The 20,341-nt window shown below is 48.8% G+C and carries 16 protein-coding genes; 14 read left to right on the top strand and 2 right to left on the bottom strand.

Going from position 1 to position 20,341, the window contains the following annotated elements:
- Window positions 1–41 precede the first annotated feature (41 nt).
- Window positions 42–1,217 carry an MFS transporter gene (locus HYN46_RS12495; RefSeq protein ID WP_114899688.1) on the top strand — a complete coding sequence of 392 codons (1,176 nt, stop codon included), beginning with the start codon at window positions 42–44 and terminating at the stop codon, window positions 1,215–1,217.
- 149 nt (window positions 1,218–1,366) lie between these two features.
- A complete protein-coding gene (locus HYN46_RS12490) occupies window positions 1,367–2,332 on the top strand; it encodes a SphA family protein (protein ID WP_114900754.1) in 966 nt (321 codons plus the stop codon).
- Window positions 2,333–2,431: 99 nt separating this feature from the next.
- On the opposite strand, the gene HYN46_RS12485 is transcribed toward HYN46_RS12490, so the two are convergent.
- Entirely contained in the window at window positions 2,432–4,366 is a 1,935-nt protein-coding gene (locus HYN46_RS12485; RefSeq protein WP_114899687.1) for a DEAD/DEAH box helicase, read from the bottom strand.
- Between the two features lie 682 nt (window positions 4,367–5,048).
- The gene (locus HYN46_RS12480) at window positions 5,049–6,218 is read right to left on the bottom strand and encodes a phospholipase A (RefSeq protein ID WP_114899686.1); all 1,170 of its coding nucleotides are present in this window, start codon (window positions 6,216–6,218) and stop codon (window positions 5,049–5,051) included.
- A 281-nt stretch (window positions 6,219–6,499) separates the two neighbouring features.
- On the opposite strand from HYN46_RS12480, the gene ypfJ reads away from it, so the two are divergent.
- The 12 genes from ypfJ to nuoL all read left to right on the top strand — a co-directional run bounded on the left by ypfJ (window position 6,500) and on the right by nuoL (window position 20,341).
- Window positions 6,500–7,414: a KPN_02809 family neutral zinc metallopeptidase gene (ypfJ, locus tag HYN46_RS12475; protein ID WP_114899685.1), complete on the top strand. Its 915-nt coding sequence runs from the start codon at window positions 6,500–6,502 to the stop codon at window positions 7,412–7,414.
- Window positions 7,415–7,903: 489 nt separating this feature from the next.
- Window positions 7,904–8,467: an NADH-quinone oxidoreductase subunit A gene (locus tag HYN46_RS12470; protein WP_114899684.1), complete on the top strand. Its 564-nt coding sequence runs from the start codon at window positions 7,904–7,906 to the stop codon at window positions 8,465–8,467.
- Entirely contained in the window at window positions 8,464–9,144 is a 681-nt protein-coding gene (locus HYN46_RS12465; RefSeq protein WP_114899683.1) for a NuoB/complex I 20 kDa subunit family protein, read from the top strand. The genes HYN46_RS12470 and HYN46_RS12465 overlap by 4 nt, the downstream gene beginning before the upstream one ends.
- A gap of 165 nt (window positions 9,145–9,309) precedes the next feature.
- Window positions 9,310–11,118 carry an NADH-quinone oxidoreductase subunit C/D gene (nuoC, locus tag HYN46_RS12460; protein ID WP_114899682.1) on the top strand — a complete coding sequence of 603 codons (1,809 nt, stop codon included), beginning with the start codon at window positions 9,310–9,312 and terminating at the stop codon, window positions 11,116–11,118.
- 15 nt (window positions 11,119–11,133) lie between these two features.
- Window positions 11,134–11,661, top strand: coding sequence for an NADH-quinone oxidoreductase subunit NuoE (nuoE, locus tag HYN46_RS12455; RefSeq protein WP_114900753.1), 528 nt, complete (start codon window positions 11,134–11,136; stop codon window positions 11,659–11,661).
- Window positions 11,658–13,154 (top strand): NADH-quinone oxidoreductase subunit NuoF, encoded by a 1,497-nt coding sequence (nuoF, locus tag HYN46_RS12450; protein WP_114899681.1) that lies wholly within the window; start codon window positions 11,658–11,660, stop codon window positions 13,152–13,154. Before nuoE ends, nuoF begins: the two co-directional genes overlap by 4 nt.
- 9 nt (window positions 13,155–13,163) lie before the next feature.
- Window positions 13,164–15,920: an NADH-quinone oxidoreductase subunit NuoG gene (nuoG, locus tag HYN46_RS12445; protein ID WP_114899680.1), complete on the top strand. Its 2,757-nt coding sequence runs from the start codon at window positions 13,164–13,166 to the stop codon at window positions 15,918–15,920.
- Between the two features lies 1 nt (window position 15,921).
- Entirely contained in the window at window positions 15,922–16,962 is a 1,041-nt protein-coding gene (nuoH, locus tag HYN46_RS12440) for an NADH-quinone oxidoreductase subunit NuoH (protein ID WP_114899679.1), read from the top strand.
- Window positions 16,963–16,984: 22 nt separating this feature from the next.
- Window positions 16,985–17,533 (top strand): NADH-quinone oxidoreductase subunit NuoI, encoded by a 549-nt coding sequence (gene nuoI / locus HYN46_RS12435; RefSeq protein WP_114899678.1) that lies wholly within the window; start codon window positions 16,985–16,987, stop codon window positions 17,531–17,533.
- Window positions 17,533–18,159: an NADH-quinone oxidoreductase subunit J gene (gene nuoJ, locus HYN46_RS12430; RefSeq protein WP_114900752.1), complete on the top strand. Its 627-nt coding sequence runs from the start codon at window positions 17,533–17,535 to the stop codon at window positions 18,157–18,159. Before nuoI ends, nuoJ begins: the two co-directional genes overlap by 1 nt.
- On the top strand, window positions 18,156–18,461 hold the full coding sequence (gene nuoK / locus HYN46_RS12425; protein ID WP_114899677.1) for an NADH-quinone oxidoreductase subunit NuoK: 306 nt from the start codon (window positions 18,156–18,158) through the stop codon (window positions 18,459–18,461). The genes nuoJ and nuoK overlap by 4 nt, the downstream gene beginning before the upstream one ends.
- A gap of 11 nt (window positions 18,462–18,472) precedes the next feature.
- On the top strand, window positions 18,473–20,341 hold the full coding sequence (gene nuoL / locus HYN46_RS12420) for an NADH-quinone oxidoreductase subunit L (RefSeq protein WP_114900751.1): 1,869 nt from the start codon (window positions 18,473–18,475) through the stop codon (window positions 20,339–20,341).

Here is a 20,341-nt window from a genome sequence, read left to right as displayed (position 1 = left end):
AAGATCAATCTATCACTTTCTTAAGCATCAGGATGATGTGCATGACGACGAAACCCCCTTTCCAGTTCAGCCGCTTTGAGAAAGCCGCAGCACTGATGCTGGGCTCTCTGGCGCTACTGATACTGGGTTTGCAGCCTGTACTACTGGGTGAGTTGGTTGCAGAACATCAAATCACTATGGAGGGAGTCGGGATTGTCGCCATGGGTGAGATTTTCGCGATTGGTATCGGTGTCATTCTTGCGGAAAAATTCTTCTCTATACATCGTTTACGCTGGATAGCGTGTGTAACGATTATCTTGTTAGCCGTCATCAATGTGATCATGGTGAGGGGCAGCGGTGATACTGCCTTTACGATCCTGCGTATGTTCGCGGGACTGATCGAAGGTGCGATGCTGTGGTTAACCACCAGTATGATTGTCCGTACCGCACATCCCGATCAGATGGCAGGGCTATTTCTGATGGTGCAAACCTTCTTGCAGGCGCTGGTGACACTGTTCTTGGCTCGCTATGTCATGCCCTCGGGTGGCTGGCAATCAGGTTTTGTTGCACTTGCCATATTGGCGCTGCTCTCTCTTTTGTTATTACCGTTTATTCCGACACAGCTCACTACGCTCGTAGATGAAACGACACCTCCAGTTGCATCCGGTATGACAGTGTTTGTATTGGCGGTTCCCTTTGCATTTCTGAGTGCGATAGGGGCGCTATGGGCTTATATGGATCCACTGGGACGTGCCGTGGGTTTCGGTGCTATCGGTGTGCAAACGCTGATCGCTTGGGTGCTACTTTTACAAATCATAGGCAGCGCCGTTGCCATTCTGCTGGTTAGAAAATTGCCATTGCTAATCACGATGAGCGTGGGTGCTGTTCTCATTGGCGCAATCGCGCTGGTGATTTATGTATTACCTACGGGCAATACACTGATTTTTGCCATGTTGTGTTTAGGATTTGGCTTTGTCTGGCAATTTTTTATGCCGTTCCAAATTCGGCTAGCCATGGCTGCTGATCCAGCAGGGCGCGTTGCCATGCTTGTACCAGCGTCACAGTTGCTGGGTTGTGCCTTTGGGCCATTGATTGCTTCGTTCAGTGTCACAAATGACAACGCAGCAAGTGTTCCATTGGTCAGTATTGGGTTTGCGGGAGTGATGGTGGTGGCGTTATTGCTGGTCTGGCGGCGTAATCGTGGGAGCGTCCAGTCAGCGACTGTAACGAAGTATTAATACATGGTCTAAGTAAAATTTAAATTAATTCTATATCAATTATTGAATGTTGGAGTGGAGGCAAAAAAGAGCGGGGTAGGAAAAGTTCTGTCCAATGGGTTCCATCGATATGGAGCGCTGAGTCAATCATGCATGAGGTGTCATCGAAAATGGAAAATCGAATCTCGTTTATCAAGCTCGCTTTAGCAGGGGCAGTCGCTGTGTGTTTTAGCCATTCGGCATTGGCCACAGAAACAGGGGTTGACAATGTCGGCGCGGGTAGTGATGGTATGTTTGTTGCCCCTCTGGATCTTGCCAGCTTACCGGATAATCTTTTCGTGTTTGATCTGTATTACAACCATTATTCCGCCACGAAGTTTAATTCGGCGATCCTAGGCGGAGATATCCCAGACTTTAAGGTCAATTCAAACAGCATCATTCCTCGTGTTGATTATCTCAGTGGTATTACGCTGCCCGGCGGCGGTCGACTCGCTGGGTATCTTGCCGTCCCATTCACCAAAGTAACGGTTTCATTTCCAGATTTTGTCGGGGGAGTGAATAAGGACAGTCGTGATGGGCTTGGTGATATTCAATTTGCGCCTATCATTTTGTGGGGCTTTGGCAAAAATCTGACTGTGGGTACTGGACTTGAAGTCACGGTTCCAACCGGAAAATATGATGCCACGCGTCTGGCCAATACCAGCAATAACTTCTATACCTATAAGCCAGTATTTCCAATTACTTGGCAGCCCAATGACAACGTCGAGGTCTCTACCAAACTCTCGTACAGCTTTAATCAAAAAAACAAAGACACCGATTACCGCTCAGGGCAAATCTTTCACTTTGATTATTCGCTGACGTACAAAGTGGCAGATAACCTGCACCTCGGTGTCAATGGCTACTACTTCAAGCAGACGACCGATGATAAGCAGTATGGTGAAGCCGTCACAGACGTGATGGGTATGCCAGTATCGAATGGAAATCGAGGTCAAGCCTTTGCCATTGGCCCAGCCGTGCATCTCACTTTCTTAAAATACGCGTCGGCAGAATTGCGCTGGGAGAAAGAATTTGATGCACGTAATCGCCCTGAAGGACAAACGGTTTGGGCGAAGGTTAGCTTGCCGTATCTTTTTTAAGTATTAAAACAATCTACGTTATCCGATACTAAGCCATAAAAAATCCCCCTGCATGCTTCAACATGCAGAGGGATCATTGATTTCATCTTTTAGATAAAATTAGTCTTCGCGTTTTTTGCGGAAGTCAGTGCGCGGAGCAGAGTCTCCACCAAAGCGGCGTTCTTGACGTTCAAAACGGTCATCACGGCTGCCAGCTTGGAATTCGCGACGTGGACGCGCTGGTGCAGTGTTGGCTGCGCCTTCACGGTTGAAGTTACGTTCTCCAACGACACGACCTTCGTTACGACCACCTACTTCTGAGTTGAAGCTACGTTCGTTGCCACCCGCACGCGGGCTGCTGAACGGACGTGGTGCAGCGCCATCACGGCTAAAGCCACGACCTGCGCCTGAATCACGGTTGAAGTCGCCACGCGGTGCACGATCGCCACCATCACGGCTGAAACCTGCGCTACGCGGAGCACCGCCATCACGTGATGGATACGGGCGGTCACCCGCTGGACGTGGACGATCACCGGCTGGACGTGAGTCAAAACGATTGCCACGGTTTTCATCATTACCACGTGGACGGTCGCTGTTGAAGCGTTGGCCATCACGTTCTGGACGTGGAGAATTGAAATCACGTGGTGCTGAATCACGTGGCGCAGAGTCACGGCTAAAGCCACGACCACCTTCGCTGTTACCGAAGTCGCGCGGTGCTGCTGCGCCATCACGGTTACCGCGATAGCCACCAGAATCACGGCTGCCGCCATCACGGCTATAACCGCTACTGCGACCACCGCCATCACGGCCATAACCACCGCTGTTGCGGCCGCCACCAAAACCACCGCGACCACCGTCACGGCCGCGACGATCGCTGCCTGCAGGTGGTGGGCTTGGCTCAAGGCCAGCGATTTCGGTTACGTTGATTTTGGCTTGTAAGTAGTCTTCAAGCGCACGAATCTTGCTGCGTTCACGATGAGTCGCCAAGGTGATCGCTTGACCACTACGACCTGCACGTCCAGTACGGCCAATACGGTGTACGTAGTCTTCGTTTTTCATTGGCAAGCCAAAGTTGATTACATGGCTGATCGCAGGAACGTCAAGACCACGTGCCGCAACATCGGTTGCAACCAGAACGCGAACTTTACCTTCACGTAGGCTGCGGATACGGCGCATACGTACGGCTTGTGGCATCGCACCATGCAGTGCAACCACTTGATGACCCGCCATTGCCAGCTCTTCAGCCAACATGTCGGTATCTTCTTGAGTGCTTGCAAACACAACGGCTTGATCCATGGTTTCATCATTCAACCAATGGGACAGCAATTTTTTCTTGTGTTCAAAACCATCAGTCCAATGCAGTGTTTGGGTGACGTCTAGATTGGTTGAGTGACCTGTTTCAATCGCGATGCGTGTTGGGTCAGCTTTCATCATGCGTTTTGCAAGATGGATGATGCGATCTGCGAATGTTGCAGAGAACATCAGTGTTTGTTTACGGTTTGCAGCCAAGTCACCGATGGCTTCTAGGTCTTCAGAGAAGCCCAGATCCAACATACGGTCAGCTTCATCGACGATCAACGCATCGACTTCGTTCAGTGCGAGTTGACGACGGTTTACGAGGTCAAGCAGACGACCTGGTGTAGCGATGAGAACTTGCGCGCCTTTCAACTGTGCAATTTGCTTACCGAAAGGCATGCCGCCCATAACGGTTGCAATGCGTACACCGCGTACATGGCGAACCAGTTTGATTGCATCTTGACTAACTTGCTGTGCAAGTTCGCGGGTTGGGCAGAGTACGAGAATGTTCGGTGAAGGCATGTTTTTCAAACGTGCATTCAGGGATGGTTGGTCTTGCATCGCCAGAGCGTTTAACGTTGGCAGCAAGAATGCAGCAGTTTTACCGCTACCAGTTTGGCTTGATACGAGAAGGTCTTTACCTGCGAGTGCTGCAGGGATCGCTTGCAACTGAACATCAGTCGGTGCGGTATATTCAAGATCGGTCAGTGCTTGTTGTAGGCTAGGGGCTAGCTCAAAATCAGAAAAAGTCATGCTCATGGGGTTTTGTCCGTTTCTCGGACACTCCAATTAAAAAAAATCAAAATAGCGCATCGGCGCGAGCAGGGATAAGGACCAACGTATTACTTTATAAAACCGTTTATATCGTCGGTTATAAAGTCTGACGAGTCTCGTATCGTTTTGAATGTGGGCACATCGGTAGTTTGACTTTCGCTCGCCATGGTTGCTTGCTCTAAAATAAAAAGCAAAAGCATCACATACGAGACATATCAAATAGATGACCTAAATTCTTTAAACAAAGCCAAATCAGATCAAATGATTCAAAATGAATCAATTCAATAGAGGCTTCCTGAAAAAGACGATGCAGGGCTTATACACAAAAACACACAAATGCTTTTGGACGTGGCCTGAAGATTGTCGATAAGGCTATCGACTTGGGCGTTGGTTACATTCTCTTGAATGTGGACGCTTAATTTAGTCGCTTAGTTTTGGCTGTTTTAAGGCGGCGTGACTAAACTGACTGGTCAGTGGAAAAGTTCAGGCATGAACGTGAAAAGTGCGTGGCGAGATTGTAGGGCAACAATGATCAATAAGCAAGGCATCAGCATTAAAAATCTAAAAATAGTATAAAGAAAAAATATTTCTTTTTGACTGTGTGGTCCATTTTGTATAGAACCCCCTCCAGATGAGAGCCTGAGGGGGCTTTGGGGTAATCTCGCGGCTAGTACCAGTTCAGCAAAGAGACGCCGAGCCCAACGTAAGTAGATTGATGATTGTAGTCGATCAGGCTTTCACCGTAACCATTAAACACCTGAACAAACCCGCGTAGATTACCTTGGAGCGGGAATGTCCAGTCGAGTTGTGCTGCGCCGTGTGACTTATCACCAGTTTTGAGGCTATGACGCAGCATTAAGGAGAATTCTTGGTTATTCCACTTCCGAGTGATCTGTAGGTCACCGCGGCCGAGGTAGTTGCTGATATCTGGATTATCGTCATCAGCTTTGCTTTCGGGTATACGATACCAAGGACGTAGCATAACGACCCAGTCTCCGCGCTCAAGTCCAATATTTAGGATCGCCCGATTCCAACTGCGAGAGAGAGGTAATGCACGGCCATTGGATTGATGGTCTAAGGTAAGCCCGAGTAACCTGCCATCAAGGCCCAAAAAGTTGTAATTGGTACGGAAGATTAAACTGGCTTCAGGCTCATAATTGGTTTCACGAAATGGTCGTGAATCCTCAGCGTTGTAGACTTGCCAACGGGATGTCTGGGTATAGCCGAGCCATAAGTCACCATTGTTACCAAAGATATTTTCTAGAGCTTTAGTTTTTAAGCTGAATTGAAATTTTGATTCAGCATCGTCGATATTCAATGGCTTAGTCACGGTATTAAGTGGGTTAGGACTTGATGGCGTGGTGTTGGGGTTGTTGTTGTAGAAAATAGGTAAAATATATAATGGCTTATGCGCGCGTAGTGTAAATGTCCCCAATTTTGATTCTGGAGAAAGCTCCCAACGTCGATCGAGTAGCGATGTCGTGGGTGTAATCGGAGTGGTACTTTGGTTGGCTGCATCAAAAGGGTTGATTGCAGTCGAGAGTGGGACGTCTTTAGTCTGCGTGACGGTAATGGCTTTCGCTTTATTATCATTTTGGGTTGCGGTGGGCACATTGACTTGCCGACCTAATGCAACATCATAGCAGGCAAGCCGCGCAGCATCGGCATCGATGCTCGTACAGGCCTGCGGTGTAGCTGGCGATGGATTGTTTTCTGGTGCGGATGGAATCTCAACCAGACTGGGTGCCTTTTGCGGTGTTGCTTTGGGTGTGGCTGCAAAAGCAGGCAGTGCTGTACTGGCGATCAAGAGAGAGAGTGCCGTTTGTAAACGCGCCATAGAGGATCCTAATTATCTGATTGGTGTGAATCATGTCTCATCATTATCATATTTTGTACAAAAAACAAATGAATTTCATTCTGATGATGCCTTTTTACGTTGAGGTCTTAGATGAATAAATGATGAGTCAGTGTCCATTTTGAGGAAGATGCTGAAAATAGAGAGGCTGTGGAGATTTGAGTCTTAATACGCGCATTGTGCGTACTTTTTTGACTATATGCAGTCTATGGATGTTGGTGTATAAGCGAGTTAAATCATTTGTTTCGAGAAGAGGTGCTCTTGTGCGTTGGGAAGATCGAAGAGAAAGTGACAACGTCGAAGACGCTCGCGGAAGCAGTGGTCGTGGTTTTCGGGTTGGCGGTGGGGTAGGCATAGGGACGCTTGTTTTAGCACTGGTGCTTTGGAAGGGGTGCGGCATTGATCCTTCCGTGACTTTGGGTTTAAGCCAACAGGTGCAATCGACAGGGTCGGCTGTAACCCAAAGTGGTCAGCCGGTGGTGGATACGCCTGAGAGTGCTCGGGATAAGAAGTTTGTCAGTGTAGTGCTGGCGGATACCGAAGATACTTGGCGGCAGATCTTTCAAGAGCATCATGCGACCTACCAGCCGCCAAAGTTAACGTTATTTAGCGGTACCATCCAGTCTGGTTGCGGTGCAGCAGAGTCGGCAATGGGTCCTTTTTATTGCCCGATGGATCAAAAAGTCTATCTTGATATGGATTTCTTTAAGGACATGCGTCAGCAGTTAGGCATCAGTGGTGATCAGCAAAATAGTGGATCAGGGTCTAATGATGAGGCTGGTGATTTTGCCCGTGCTTATGTGGTGGCACATGAGGTCGGGCATCACGTCCAGAATTTACTGGGTATCGCAGATAAGATACAAAGTGCGCGGCAAAATGCGAGTAAGGTGCAGTCCAATGCACTTTCGGTACGTCAGGAGTTACAGGCGGATTGTTTTGCTGGGGTCTGGGCAAATCGCAATCAGCAGCGGGTGAATTTTTTGCAAGCGGGTGATATTGAAGAGGCATTAAATGCGGCAACCGCGATTGGCGATGATCGTTTGCAGCAGCGTGCTCGTGGTTATGTGGTCCCAGATAGCTTTACCCATGGCACCAGTGCTCAGCGTGTCAAGTGGTTTCAGCTTGGCTTTCAACAAGGGCGGATTGAGGTCTGCGATACGTTTGGGCAGACCATTTGAACGTGACGGTTGCTTCAAGTGCGGGCTACAGGCATGGGCTAATGATGATCGGATGGATCATTATTAGCCTTTGGTGATATGGATTTGTTGATGTTGGGTATTTCATTATTTGATTGTTTTTATAAAGTGCGTGCGTTCATCCTTGTAGCTATTGAGTGGGCTTGCAGGTCTTCAGGAACATCCTGATTGCTAGACGTGAAAGGGTGGGCTGAGCAGCAGTGTAAGGCGTGAAGAGGTGGCGTTTTAGCTAAGTCATGGTTGCTAAAAAAGAATCATTGGTTCATTATTTCCCCGCGCTTTTTTGAGCTTCATCTAGAAAAGCGATGTCTATATCAGGTATAGTTCGCCTATGAAATTTTAAGTAAACGTTTTTGATCGGGTAATCAGTTGCGATCAACCCAAAAATGTTTACTTAAAATCTTTAATCAAGGTTCTGACGTTGGGGTTTTTCTCATCGTTAGAGCTTGGCAAGCCAGGAGTAATCCCCGCATGAGTGCCATCGTAGCCCATCATTGGTCGTTGATTGCTTTTGTTCTAGGTGTTGTTTTTTTGTTGGGCTTTATGCTGACTGTTCCTCTCTTGATGGGCGGAAAAGCAGTGGGTCGTACAAAGGAAGAACCATTCGAGTCAGGTCAGCTTGGTGCTGGCGGAGCTCGTTTGCGGTTGTCCGCAAAGTTTTATCTGGTGGCGATGTTCTTCGTCATTTTCGATGTTGAAGCCCTCTTTCTTTATGCATACTCCGTTTCCGTCCGCGAAAATGGCTGGGTAGGCTTTGTCGAAGTTGCTGTCTTTATTGTCGTGCTGCTCGTTGGGTTGATCTATGTTTGGCGCATTGGTGCGCTGGATTGGGCGCCTGAAAAACGCCTTGCGCTTGAAAAAGCTGCACGTCAAAAACATGGCAGCGAACAAGCACCATTGGATCTTGCTGAAATCACGCGGTTCATTCCCATGGAAGAACTCGAGCTTGATAATCGCGGCATGATTCCCGGACAGTCGATCGATGCAGCTGCAAATGCTGTGCAACAAGCTAAGCTGCAAAAGGAAAGCGTATGAAATACACACTGACTCGCGCCACTCAAGATGGCGAAACAGCCCTGCAATACCCCGATCATTCAAGTGAAGTTGTCAGCGATCCGCTGCAAGACCAAGTTGATAAAAACATCTTTATGACCAAGCTTGAAGACTTGGCGCATTTGGCTGTGAACTGGGGTCGTAAAAATTCACTTTGGCCGTATAACTTCGGCTTGTCATGTTGTTATGTTGAAATGGCAACTGCCTTCACATCACCGCATGATCTGGCACGTTTTGGTGCTGAGGTTATTCGCGCATCACCCCGTCAAGCCGATTTGATGGTGGTTGCGGGAACGTGTTTTGTCAAAATGGCACCGGTTGTACAGCGTCTGTATGAGCAAATGCTTGAACCTAAATGGGTGATTTCAATGGGTGCGTGTGCCAACTCTGGTGGCATGTACGACATTTACTCTGTGGTGCAAGGTGTCGATAAATTTATTCCTGTGGATGTCTATATCCCAGGCTGCCCACCGCGTCCAGAAGCCTTTCTGCAAGCGTTGATGTTACTTCAGGATTCAATCGGTAAAGAACGTCGTCCTTTATCGAGTGTTGTTGGTGATCAGGGTCTGTATCGTCCCATCATGCAGCCTGAGCGTGATCGTAAACAAGCTGAGCGTATTGCGGTGACCAATCTGCGTTCGCCGGATGATGCGAGCTAAGAAGTTTCTCTTTAATTTGTATGGACTTTTGACCTGATTTCATCTGCATGCATCAATAAGTAGCATAAGCGGTTAAGTAAAAAGCAGCATCAGATGAGTCAGTGATCGCCAAACAAAGCATTTAAAACATATTTAAGAAATTGTTGTTATTTGGGAAGTCTAGCAATGGCTGAAGCTCAAGCGGTAGCATCTGATGCGCAAGATGCGAATCAAGCTGCACCTTTTATAGATCCTCGCCCTGCATTCGCGGTGGTGGAGGAATTACGTGTCAAGTTCGGTGATTCGCTGTTTTTGCAAGCGACGCACGACGATATGCCAACCTTGTGGGTTGAACGTTCGCAGCTGTTAGAAGTGCTGATGTTCTTGCGTACCCTGCCTAAACCCTACGTGATGTTGTATGACCTCTCGGCAATTGATGAGCGCTTGCGTACTCATCGTGCAGGTCTACCGCCTTCTGATTTCACAGTGTTCTATCACTTGCTGTCTTTAGAGCGTAACAGCGATATCCGTATCAAGGTTGCGTTAAAAGAATCAGATGTTAACCTTCCGACCGCAACCAAAATCTGGCCAAATGCCAACTGGTACGAGCGTGAAGTGTGGGATATGTTTGGGATTACTTTTACAGGCCATCCGCACTTACGTCGTATTCTGCTGCCTAACTACTGGGAAGGTCATCCACTGCGCAAAGAGTATTCTGCACGCGCAACTGAATTTGATCCGTATCGTTTGAATGCAGAAAAGCACAAGCTTGAAGAAGAGTCAGGGAACTTTAATCCTGATGACTGGGGCATGAAGCGGGGCAATAAAAACGAAGATTTCATGTTCTTGAACTTGGGTCCAAACCATCCGTCAGCGCACGGTGCATTCCGTATTGTGCTGCAATTGGATGGTGAAGAGATCCTCGACTGTGTGCCAGAGATCGGTTACCACCACCGTGGTGCTGAGAAGATGGCAGAGCGTCAGTCATGGCACTCCTTTATTCCTTATACCGACCGGATCGATTATCTCGGCGGTGTCATGAACAACTTGCCGTATGTAATGTCCGTTGAGAAGCTTGCGGGCATCAAGGTGCCTGATCGTGTAAATACGATTCGTATCATGATGAGTGAGTTCTTCCGTGTTACCTCTCATCTGTTGTTCTTGGGAACATACATTCAAGATTTGGGCGGGATGACCCCGATCTTCTTTATGTTTACCGACCGCCAAAAAGCCTATGATGTGATCGAAGCCATTACTGGTTTCCGTATGCACCCTGCATGGTTCCGTATCGGTGGTGTTGCCCATGACTTGCCACGCGGTTGGGACAAGCTGGTTCGTGATTTTGTCGAGTGGATGCCGAAGCGTTTGGACGAATACGTCAAAGCCGCGATCCAAAACTCGATGATCATGGGCCGCGCCAAAGGTGTTGCGCAGTATGACGCACGTCAAGCCTTGGCTTGGGGTGTGACTGGCGCAGGTCTGCGTGCGACTGGTGTTGATTTCGACTTACGTAAAGCCCGTCCTTATTGCGGTTATGAGAACTTCGACTTTGAAGTCCCATTGGCCTATAACGGCGATGCCTATGACCGCTGTCTGGTGCGTATTGAAGAAATGCGTCAGTCGATTCGTATTATCAAACAGTGCTTGGACAATATGCCTGAAGGTCCATATAAAGCCGATCACCCACTCGCCGTACCACCACCGAAAGACCGCACCCTGCAAGACATTGAAACACTGATTACGCACTTCTTGAGCGTGTCATGGGGTCCGGTTATGCCTGAAGGTGAAGCGAGCATGATGGTTGAAGCCACCAAAGGAATTAACAGCTATTACCTGACCAGTGACCGCAATACGATGAGTTATCGTACGCGTATCCGCACACCAAGTTATGCGCATCTCCAGCAAATGCCTTCGGTGATTAATGGCAGTATGGTTCCAGATTTGATTACATATTTGGCGTCGATTGACTTCGTAATGGCTGACGTTGACCGCTAAGGAATTAATTGTATGATGATTTTAAAAAATAAAGCGCGAATTGTTACTGATCAGCAGCCCCATATCAATGTTGAAGCGGTTCTGACCGAGAGTGAGCGCGCTGCGCTGCATGATTTTATGCACCACTATCCAGATCCACGTGCGGCCTCACTCGACTCACTCAAACATGTGCAAAAGCGCAATGGCTGGGTGGATGATGCACAAGTCAATGCCATTGCCCAAGTGTTAGGTATTTCGATCCCTGATGTTGAAGGCGTTGCGACCTTCTATAACCGTATTTATCGTCAACCTGTCGGTCGCCATGTGATCCTGCTGTGCGATTCGATTGCGTGTTTTCTGATGGGTAATGAGTCCCTGGCTGATGTGTTTAAAAAACAGTTAGGCATTCAATACGGTCAGACCACACCGGATGGTCGTTTTACGCTGTTGCCCATCTGTTGTTTAGGGAATTGTGATAAAGCCCCTTCGCTCATGATCGATGAAGATACCTACGGACTTGTGTCCCGAGCCCAAGTTGCTGAAGTATTGGAGCAATACCTATGACATCTGAAAACAAACCAGACAACAAAGATCTGCCAGAAGGCAGTGCGGTCAGCGTTGTAGCTGGCGTTGCGATTGCAAAAGCTGAAGAAAAAGCAGCTATTGAGGCCGCTGCGAAAGCCGCAAAAATTGAAGCTGCAAAGATTCCTAAAACTGAACCAACCCCAATACATGGCAACGGTACAGCAGAAACACATCCACTGACTTGGCGCTTGAAGCATCACCAGCAAGTGCTCAGTATCGATACCTATGAGTCTTTGGAAGGTTATGAAGGTTTAAAGAAAGCTTTGAAGATGACCCCGGCCGAAGTGCAAGGGATTGTGAAAGATGCAGTGTTGCGTGGTCGTGGTGGTGCAGGCTTCCCAGCAGGGATCAAGTGGTCTTTGATTCCGATGAATAAAGAAGGCTCCCCAGACGTAGGTCCGAAATATCTGGTCTGTAATGCTGACGAGATGGAGCCAGGCACGTTTAAAGATCGCTTGTTGATGGAAAAACTTCCCCATCAATTGGTTGAAGCGATGATTCTGGTGTCGTATGCGATAGGTGCGCAAACGGGCTATATCTTCTTGCGTGGGGAATATGTTCTTGCCGCGAAGAATCTCAATAGCGCAATTTATCAAGCGAAAGCCAAGGGTTATCTCGGTGAGAATATCCTTGATTCTGGTCACAATTTCGACCTGCATGTGCATACTGGCGCTGGGCGTTATATCTGCGGTGAAGAAACTGCACTGATTAATTCGCTGGAAGGTCGCCGCGCAAATCCACGGACCAAACCGCCATTCCCACAAATTTCCGGTGCTTGGGGTAAACCCACGATCGTGAATAACGTTGAGACCCTGTGTAACGTACCTGCGATTATCGTACGCGGTGCGACATGGTTTAAAGGCTTGTCCAATGGCCGTAGCGGCGATGCAGGCACCAAAATTTATGGTGCATCTGGCAAGGTCAAGTTCCCGGGTCTTTGGGAACTGCCGATCGGAACCAGCGCACGTGAAATTTTGGCACTTGCTGGCGGCATGCAAGATGGCCTTGAGCTGAAATGCTGGTTGCCAGGCGGCGCCTCGACGGACTTCTTGATGCCTGAGCATCTGGATCTGGCGATGGACTTTGACACGATTGGTAAGGCAGGTAGCCGTATGGGTACTGGTCTTTTAATGGTGGTTGACCAAACTCAGAATATCGTCTCAGCCGTTCGTAACCTTGAAGAATTTTTTGCACGTGAATCATGCGGCTGGTGTACGCCATGCCGTGATGGCTTGCCGTGGGCGGTGAAACTGCTTAAAGGTCTGGAGCAGGGTGAAGGAAAAGCAGAGGACATTGATGTCTTACTGCAACTCACCCGTTTCTTAGGGCCTGGAAAAACGTTCTGTGCGCATGCGCCCGGTGCGATGGAGCCGCTACAAAGTGCGCTCAAGTTCTTCCGCTCAGAGTTTGAAGCAGGCGTGCGCGCAACCAAGGTTGACGCAATTAATCATATTTCAGTTATACAAGCATAAGGAATCGAGATGGCAGTCATTCATGTCGATGGAAAGCAGTTTGATGTTAATGGAGCGGATAATCTTCTCAAAGCGTGTTTGTCGCTGGGTTTAGATATTCCGTATTTCTGTTGGCATCCCGCGCTGGGTTCAGTAGGTGCGTGTCGTCAATGTGCGGTGAAGCAATACAACACCGCTGAAGATGCCGCCGCTGGTCGTGGTCGTTTGGTCATGTCATGTATGACACCCAATACCGACAATATGTATATTTCGATTGATGATGCTGAAGCGGTTGCATTCCGTGCCAGCGTTGTTGAGTGGTTGATGACCAATCACCCGCACGACTGTCCAGTCTGTGAAGAGGGTGGTCACTGTCATTTGCAAGATATGACCGTGATGACGGGTCATGACCGTCGTCGCTATCGCTTTACCAAGCGTACTCACCAGAACCAATATCTCGGGCCATTCATTTCGCATGAAATGAACCGTTGTATTTCATGCTATCGCTGCGTTCGTTATTACAATGATTACGCTGGTGGTAAAGATCTCGGTGTGTTTGGCTCGGCATCCAATGTTTACTTTGGACGTGCGACTGAAGGTGTACTGGAAAGTGAATTCTCCGGTAACTTGGTTGAAGTCTGTCCTACAGGTGTGTTTACCGATAAAACTCATAGTGAACGCTATAACCGTAAGTGGGACATGCAATACGCACCAAGCGTTTGCCAACAATGTTCCAGCGGCTGTAACACTTCCCCGGGTGAGCGTTATGGCGAGATCCGTCGTATCGAAAACCGTTTCAATGGTTCTGTGAATCAATACTTCCTGTGTGACCGTGGTCGCTTTGGTTATGGCTATGTCAATCGGGTGGACCGTCCACGTCAACCGTTGCAAACTGTAGCGGGCAAACAGTCAGCAATTACGGTTGATGCGGCACTGGATCAAGTGATTGCATCCTTAAAAGGCAAAAAAGTATTCGGTATCGGCTCGCCACGTGCATCGGTTGAAACCAACTTTGCACTGCGTGAATTGGTCGGTACGGCAAACTTTTCATCGGGCGTGTCTCGCGAAGAACAATTGCTCATCGAAAAAACCGCTGAAATTTTGCAAACCGAAGGTATCTATAACCCGAATTTGCGTGATGTAGAAGACGCTGATGCGGTGTTGATCTTGGGTGAAGACATTACTCAAACTGCTGCACGTGTTGCCTTAGCAGTACGCCAAGCTGCGAAAACCCGCAGTGAAAATATGGCAGCCAAGCTGAAAACTCAAGAGTGGTTGGCAGAGCCAGTCAGTCGTATCGGTCAGCGTGAACAAAGCCCAATTTTTATTCTCTCAGTCTCTGAAACCAAACTGGATGAACTGGCAGAAGGCGTATGTGTTGCTACGCCGAATGATATCGCGCGCTTAGGTTTTGCAGTTGCAGCAAGTATTGCTGGTGAGCCGTTGACAGGTCTTGCTGAAGAGGCTGTTGAATTTGCTCATCAAATCGCAGAGACATTAAAAGCCGCGAAGAAACCTTTGGTTGTGACGGGAACCACCTTACGTGAACCTGCACTGCTGGAAGCGGCTGCACAAATTGTTCAAAACTTGGGTGTGTATTTCGCGGCTCAAGGTGCTGATGCTGGTCTGGCCGGTATCAATCTGGTCGTGCCTGAAGTTAACTCCATGGGCTTGGCACTGCTTGCTCAACATGGTGGCGCATTGCCACTTGAAAGCCTGCTGGATGCCGATTACGACGTACTGGTTATTGCTGAAAATGATCTGACCCGTCGCTTGCCGAAAGCCAAGGTTGAAGCGTTATTTGCCAAAGCACAGCAAGTGATTGTGCTGGATCATCAAGCGACTGAGACCACTGCACAAGCACAAATTGTGCTGCCAGCTGCGAGTTTTGCTGAAGGTGACGGTACTGTGGTATCGGGTGAAGGCCGTGCACAGCGTTATTTCCAAGTATTCGATGCGAGCTATTACGACGCGAAGATCACGATCAAAGAAGGCTGGCGCTGGTTGCATGCGATCAAGGTCGGTCTTGAAAATCGTGCGATTGAATGGACAGTACTAGATGATGTGATTGAGTCTATCGCACGTCTGGTGCCTTCACTTGAGCATATTGTCGAAGCTGCGCCGAATGCGGGTTATCGTGTTCAGGGTTTGAAGATTGCACGTGAACCACGTCGCTACTCAGGTCGTACCTCTATGCGTGCCAAAGTATCTGTACATGAACCGCGCCAACCGCAAGATAAAGACTCAGCATTGACCTTCTCGATGGAAGGTTATGTAGGTCCTCAAGAGTCAGGTTCGTTAATTCCCTTTGCATGGGCACCGGGCTGGAACTCACCACAATCTTGGAATAAATTCCAAGACGAAGTGGGTGGACATCTGAAAGCGGGTGATCCGGGCGTACGTCTGTTCGATCTACTGCGCAAAACTGCAAAACGCACTTATGTCGCGCCTGATGCAGATGCTGGCGTGGGTTATAAACTGTTACCGATCGCCAATCTCTATGCATCTGATGAGATGGCAGCACGTGCACCCGTCATGCAAGAACGTATCAGCGATGCGGTGTTGACCTTAAGCACTGAAACGGCTGAACAGTTGAAGTTGAAAGATGGTCAAGATGTTCTGTTGCAAGTTGGCTCTGATGAAGTGCGTTTACCGATCGTTGTTACTGAAAACTTGCCTGTGGGCGTGATCGGTTATCCTCTCGGCCAACTCACAGCACTGGATCTGTCCCAAGCGGTCGTGATTCAAGCGGCGCCACAAGTTCAATCTGCTGCGGTAGGGGGCTAAGATGAGAGCTGACCCAACGTTACCGAATTTTCTGGCAGGCACGCTGACCCAATCGCAATGGGATATTACCTTTTCGGTTGTACAGGCGGTCTTGATCCTGTTACTCGTGGTTATGGTTGCAGGTTTCTTAAGCTTTGTTGAGCGCCGTGTCCTTGCGCTATGGCAGGATCGTTATGGTCCAAATCGCGTGGGTCCTTTTGGTCTGTTTCAGATCATCGCCGATGCGCTGAAGATGTTCTTTAAAGAAGACTGGACTCCACCATTCGTTGACAAACTGACCTTTATCCTTGCGCCTGCCATTGGTATGGGTGCATTGATGTTGTCCTTTATCGTTGTGCCATTCACCCCGACATGGGGTGTGGCTGATCTGAATATTGGCATTCTGTTTTTCTTTGCCATGGCGGGTCTAGGCGTATATGCCGTGATGTTCGCCGGTTGGGCATCGAATAACAAATTCGCGTTGCTCGGTGGTATTCGTGCCGCTGCACAGACCGTGAGCTATGAAGTGTTCATGGGCTTGTCGCTGATGGGCGTGGTTGCAACTGTGGGTAGCTTTAGCCTACGTGACATCGTTGAATATCAGCAAACCCATCTTTGGTTTGTCATTCCACAATTCCTCGGTTTCATCACCTTCGCGATTGCGGGCGTGGCAGTGACTCACCGTAGTCCATTCGATGCGCCAGAAGCCGAGCAGGATCTGGGTGCGGGTTACCATACGGAATACGCAGGGATGAAGTGGGGGATGTTCTTCGTCGGTGAGTATATCGGCGTAATTCTGGTGTCTGCCCTGATCAGTGCGTTGTTCTTTGGTGGCTGGCTTGCGCCGTTTAACTGGAATATTCCTTACGTACCGGCCATTTTCTGGTTTGTCGTGAAGATTGTATTTTTCGTCATGATGTTTATCTTGGTTCGCGCCGCATTACCGCGCCCACGTTATGACCAAATCATGAATTTCGGTTGGAAAATCTGTTTACCGATTACGTTATTGAATCTATTGGTTACTGCCGGCATGGTGCTTTATACCAGCCCGTTGCAGCCTTAAAGCATGCTTTGGAATGAACATAATGAATAATTCTAGTGCAAACTTATTGACCGGTGTCTGGTCTCAAATTCGCAGCTTGCTGATGGTGTTTAGCCATGCATGGCGTAAGCGCGACACCTTAATGTATCCTGAAGTGCCGATTAATCCGCCGCCGCGTTATCGTGGTCGGATTATCCTGACCCGTGATCCCGATGGGGAAGAGCGCTGTGTGGCGTGTAACCTGTGTGCGGTGGCATGTCCGGTCGGTTGTATTTCACTGCAAAAAGCGGAGAAAGAGGACGGACGCTGGTATCCAGAGTTTTTCCGCATCAACTTCAGTCGTTGCATTTTTTGCGGTATGTGTGAAGAAGCTTGTCCAACGACTGCGATTCAATTGACACCTGATTTTGAAATGGCTGAATTTGACCGTCAAAATCTGGTCTACGAAAAAGAACATCTGTTGATCTCAGGTCCTGGTAAATACCACGACTATAACTTCTACCGCGTAGCGGGGATGTCTATTGCGGGCAAACCTAAAGGTTCTGGTGAGCACGAAGCGGCTCCAGTCGACGTGAAGGGGTTGTTGCCATGATGACGACCATATTGAACGCTTGGCCGTTCTACGCGATTGCCGTGGTTGCGATCTTTGCAACCATTCGCACCGTAACCAATACCAATCCGGTTCACGCATTGCTCAGTCTGATTGTTTCCTTACTCTCGGTTGCTGGTTTGTTCTTCTGTCTCGGTGCACCATTTGCTGCGGCGCTGGAAGTGATTGTCTATGCAGGCGCCATCATGGTGCTGTTCGTGTTCGTGGTTATGATGCTGAACTTGGGTCAGGCGACGACTGCACAAGAAAAACGCTGGTTTACAGCGGAGACATGGGCATGGCCGGCTGGTTTATCGTTCTTACTCGCGCTGGCTGTGGTCTGGCTTTTAGCCAGTGGTCAATACGATCCACAGACCGCGATCACTGGTACTCAGGTGGTCGATGCCAAACTGGTTGGTATTTCCCTGTTTGGGCCATACTTGCTGTTGGTTGAGCTTGCCTCTTTACTGCTGCTGGCGGCTTTGGTTGCTGCGTACCATTTGGGTCGCAATACCGATGGCTTCAATGACCCGATCGCGATCCGTGATGTCGCTGCAGAAACGACTGCACAAATTAAAGAAAAACAGTTGGCTCGCCAACAATCTCAGAATAAAGGGGCATCGAAATGATCATTCCTTTAGAACATGGCTTGGTGATCTCGGCAATTCTGTTTGCGCTGGGTTTTTATGGTGTGATGGCACGTCGTAATCTGATGTTTATCCTGATGAGTTTAGAAGTCATGATGAATGCAGCGGCGCTGGCATTTGTGGTCGCAGGTTCGCGCTGGGTGCAACCCGATGGTCAGGTGATGTTCATCCTGATTCTGACCCTTGCCGCAGCGGAGGCCAGTATTGGTCTTGCGATCCTGTTGCAGTTTTATCGTCGATTCCAGCACTTGGATATCGATGCGGCCAGTGAGATGCACGGATGAGCCTATCAATGATTTCTTACTTGCCTTTAACATTTCTCTTTCCGCTGGTAGGCTTTCTGATTTTAGCGATCTTCCGTGATCGTTTATCTGAGAATGTCGCTGCACTGGTGGGTGTTGGTAGCATGGCCTTGTCTGCACTGGTTGCAGCATTGGTCGGTTTTGAGTTCCTGCATATCCCTGTTGGTGATCATGCGATTGCTGCGCATCAAGTCCTATGGACTTGGATGCAAGTCGGTAGCTTTGCACCTGCTTTTGGACTGCATCTAGATGGTCTGGCATTGACCATGACCGGTATCATTACTGGTGTCGGTTTCCTGATTCATCTGTTTGCATCATGGTATATGCGTGGTGAAGTCGGCTATGCCCGTTTCTTCTCTTATATGAACCTGTTTGTCGCCAGCATGTTGCTGCTCGTACAAGGTGACAACCTCGTCCTGTTGTACTTGGGCTGGGAAGGCGTGGGGATCTGTTCGTACTTGCTGATCGGTTTCTACTATTCTGATCTGGCCAATGGCCGTGCAGCGATCAAAGCATTTACCGTGACCCGTGTCGGTGACGTATTCCTTGCGATTGCAATGTTCCTCTTGTTCCGTGAGCTGGGTACCCTGAATATTCAGGAAATCATTCAGCGCGCGCCTGAACTGATTGCCAATAGCGCAAACGTACAATTGATTGCGCTGATGATCCTTGGCGGTGCGATGGGTAAATCAGCGCAGATTCCGCTGCATACTTGGCTTGCCGATGCGATGGCGGGTCCAACTCCAGTTTCTGCGTTGATCCACGCGGCAACCATGGTGACCGCGGGTGTGTATCTGATTGCACGTCTACATCCCGTATTCCTGATGGCGCCAAACATTCTTGAGTTTGTGGGTCAAGTCGGTGCGGTCGGTGTGTTGGTGGCGGGTTTCTCTGCACTGGCACAAACCGATATCAAACGCGTGTTGGCCTATTCAACCATGAGTCAGATTGCTTATATGTTCTTGGCGCTCGGTGTTGGAGCATGGCAAGCGGCGATTTTCCATCTGATGACACATGCGTTCTTTAAAGCATTATTGTTCCTCTCTTCGGGTGCGGTCATTATTGCGACGCATCATGAACAGAATATCTTCAAGATGGGTGGCCTCTGGAAAAAGATTCCATTCGTCTATGTCTGTTTCCTCGTCGGTGGTGGTGCGCTTGCTGCGTTACCATTCATCACCGTCGGTTTCTACTCTAAAGATACGATTCTGTGGCAGGCATGGGCGTCAGGTCATCAAGGCTTGTTCTATGCGGGCTTACTAGGTGCGTTCCTGACCTCGGTGTATACCTTCCGTCTGATCTGGACTGTGTTCCATGGTCAACCGAATGGTCATGCCCATGCGATTAAAGGCTCAAGCTACTGGTTGCCACTGTCTGTGTTGCTGGTGTTATCAACCGCAGTTGGTGCGTTGATTCATCCACCACTGGCAGGCGTATTGCCTGACTTTAAAGCACTGGCTCAGTTTGAACATGACGAACACTTTATCGAGTACCTCTCCATTGCGACTGCATTGGGCGGTGTATTGGTAGGCTTTATCCTGTTCTCAGGCAAACGCACTTTGGTCAACAAATTTAACCAAACCACGATTGGTGCAGGCCTTGGCTATTGGCTGTATAACGCATGTGGTTTTGATGCACTGTTTGACATCATCTTTACCAAACCGTTCTTGTTCATCGCACGTCTGGTGAAAAGCGATCCTGTGGATAAATTTTGGAGTATCGTCCCTGCAATTGTACGCGGTGGTAATGCTATGGCGACCAAAGGTCAAAGCGGTTCATTACGCGGTTATGCTGCAAGTACTGCGTTCGGTGCAATCATATTGCTCTTTGCACTGTTGGCAATTCAGGTGATGGGGAAATAA

The sequence above is a fragment of the Aquirhabdus parva genome (assembly GCF_003351745.1).
Classification (GTDB): Bacteria; Pseudomonadota; Gammaproteobacteria; order Pseudomonadales; family Moraxellaceae; genus Aquirhabdus; species Aquirhabdus parva.
This window is presented reverse-complemented; position numbering and strand designations above follow the sequence as displayed.

Coding starts and splice junctions, on each gene's coding strand:
- HYN46_RS12495 (WP_114899688.1), top strand. CDS start 42: ATGACGACGAAACCCCCTTTCCAGTTCAGCCGCTTTGAGAAAGCCGCA.
- HYN46_RS12490 (WP_114900754.1), top strand. CDS start 1,367: ATGGAAAATCGAATCTCGTTTATCAAGCTCGCTTTAGCAGGGGCAGTC.
- HYN46_RS12485 (WP_114899687.1), bottom strand. CDS start 4,366: ATGAGCATGACTTTTTCTGATTTTGAGCTAGCCCCTAGCCTACAACAA.
- HYN46_RS12480 (WP_114899686.1), bottom strand. CDS start 6,218: ATGGCGCGTTTACAAACGGCACTCTCTCTCTTGATCGCCAGTACAGCA.
- HYN46_RS12470 (WP_114899684.1), top strand. CDS start 7,904: ATGAGTGCCATCGTAGCCCATCATTGGTCGTTGATTGCTTTTGTTCTA.
- HYN46_RS12465 (WP_114899683.1), top strand. CDS start 8,464: ATGAAATACACACTGACTCGCGCCACTCAAGATGGCGAAACAGCCCTG.
- nuoC (WP_114899682.1), top strand. CDS start 9,310: ATGGCTGAAGCTCAAGCGGTAGCATCTGATGCGCAAGATGCGAATCAA.
- nuoE (WP_114900753.1), top strand. CDS start 11,134: ATGATTTTAAAAAATAAAGCGCGAATTGTTACTGATCAGCAGCCCCAT.
- nuoF (WP_114899681.1), top strand. CDS start 11,658: ATGACATCTGAAAACAAACCAGACAACAAAGATCTGCCAGAAGGCAGT.
- nuoG (WP_114899680.1), top strand. CDS start 13,164: ATGGCAGTCATTCATGTCGATGGAAAGCAGTTTGATGTTAATGGAGCG.
- nuoH (WP_114899679.1), top strand. CDS start 15,922: ATGAGAGCTGACCCAACGTTACCGAATTTTCTGGCAGGCACGCTGACC.
- nuoI (WP_114899678.1), top strand. CDS start 16,985: ATGAATAATTCTAGTGCAAACTTATTGACCGGTGTCTGGTCTCAAATT.
- nuoJ (WP_114900752.1), top strand. CDS start 17,533: ATGACGACCATATTGAACGCTTGGCCGTTCTACGCGATTGCCGTGGTT.
- nuoK (WP_114899677.1), top strand. CDS start 18,156: ATGATCATTCCTTTAGAACATGGCTTGGTGATCTCGGCAATTCTGTTT.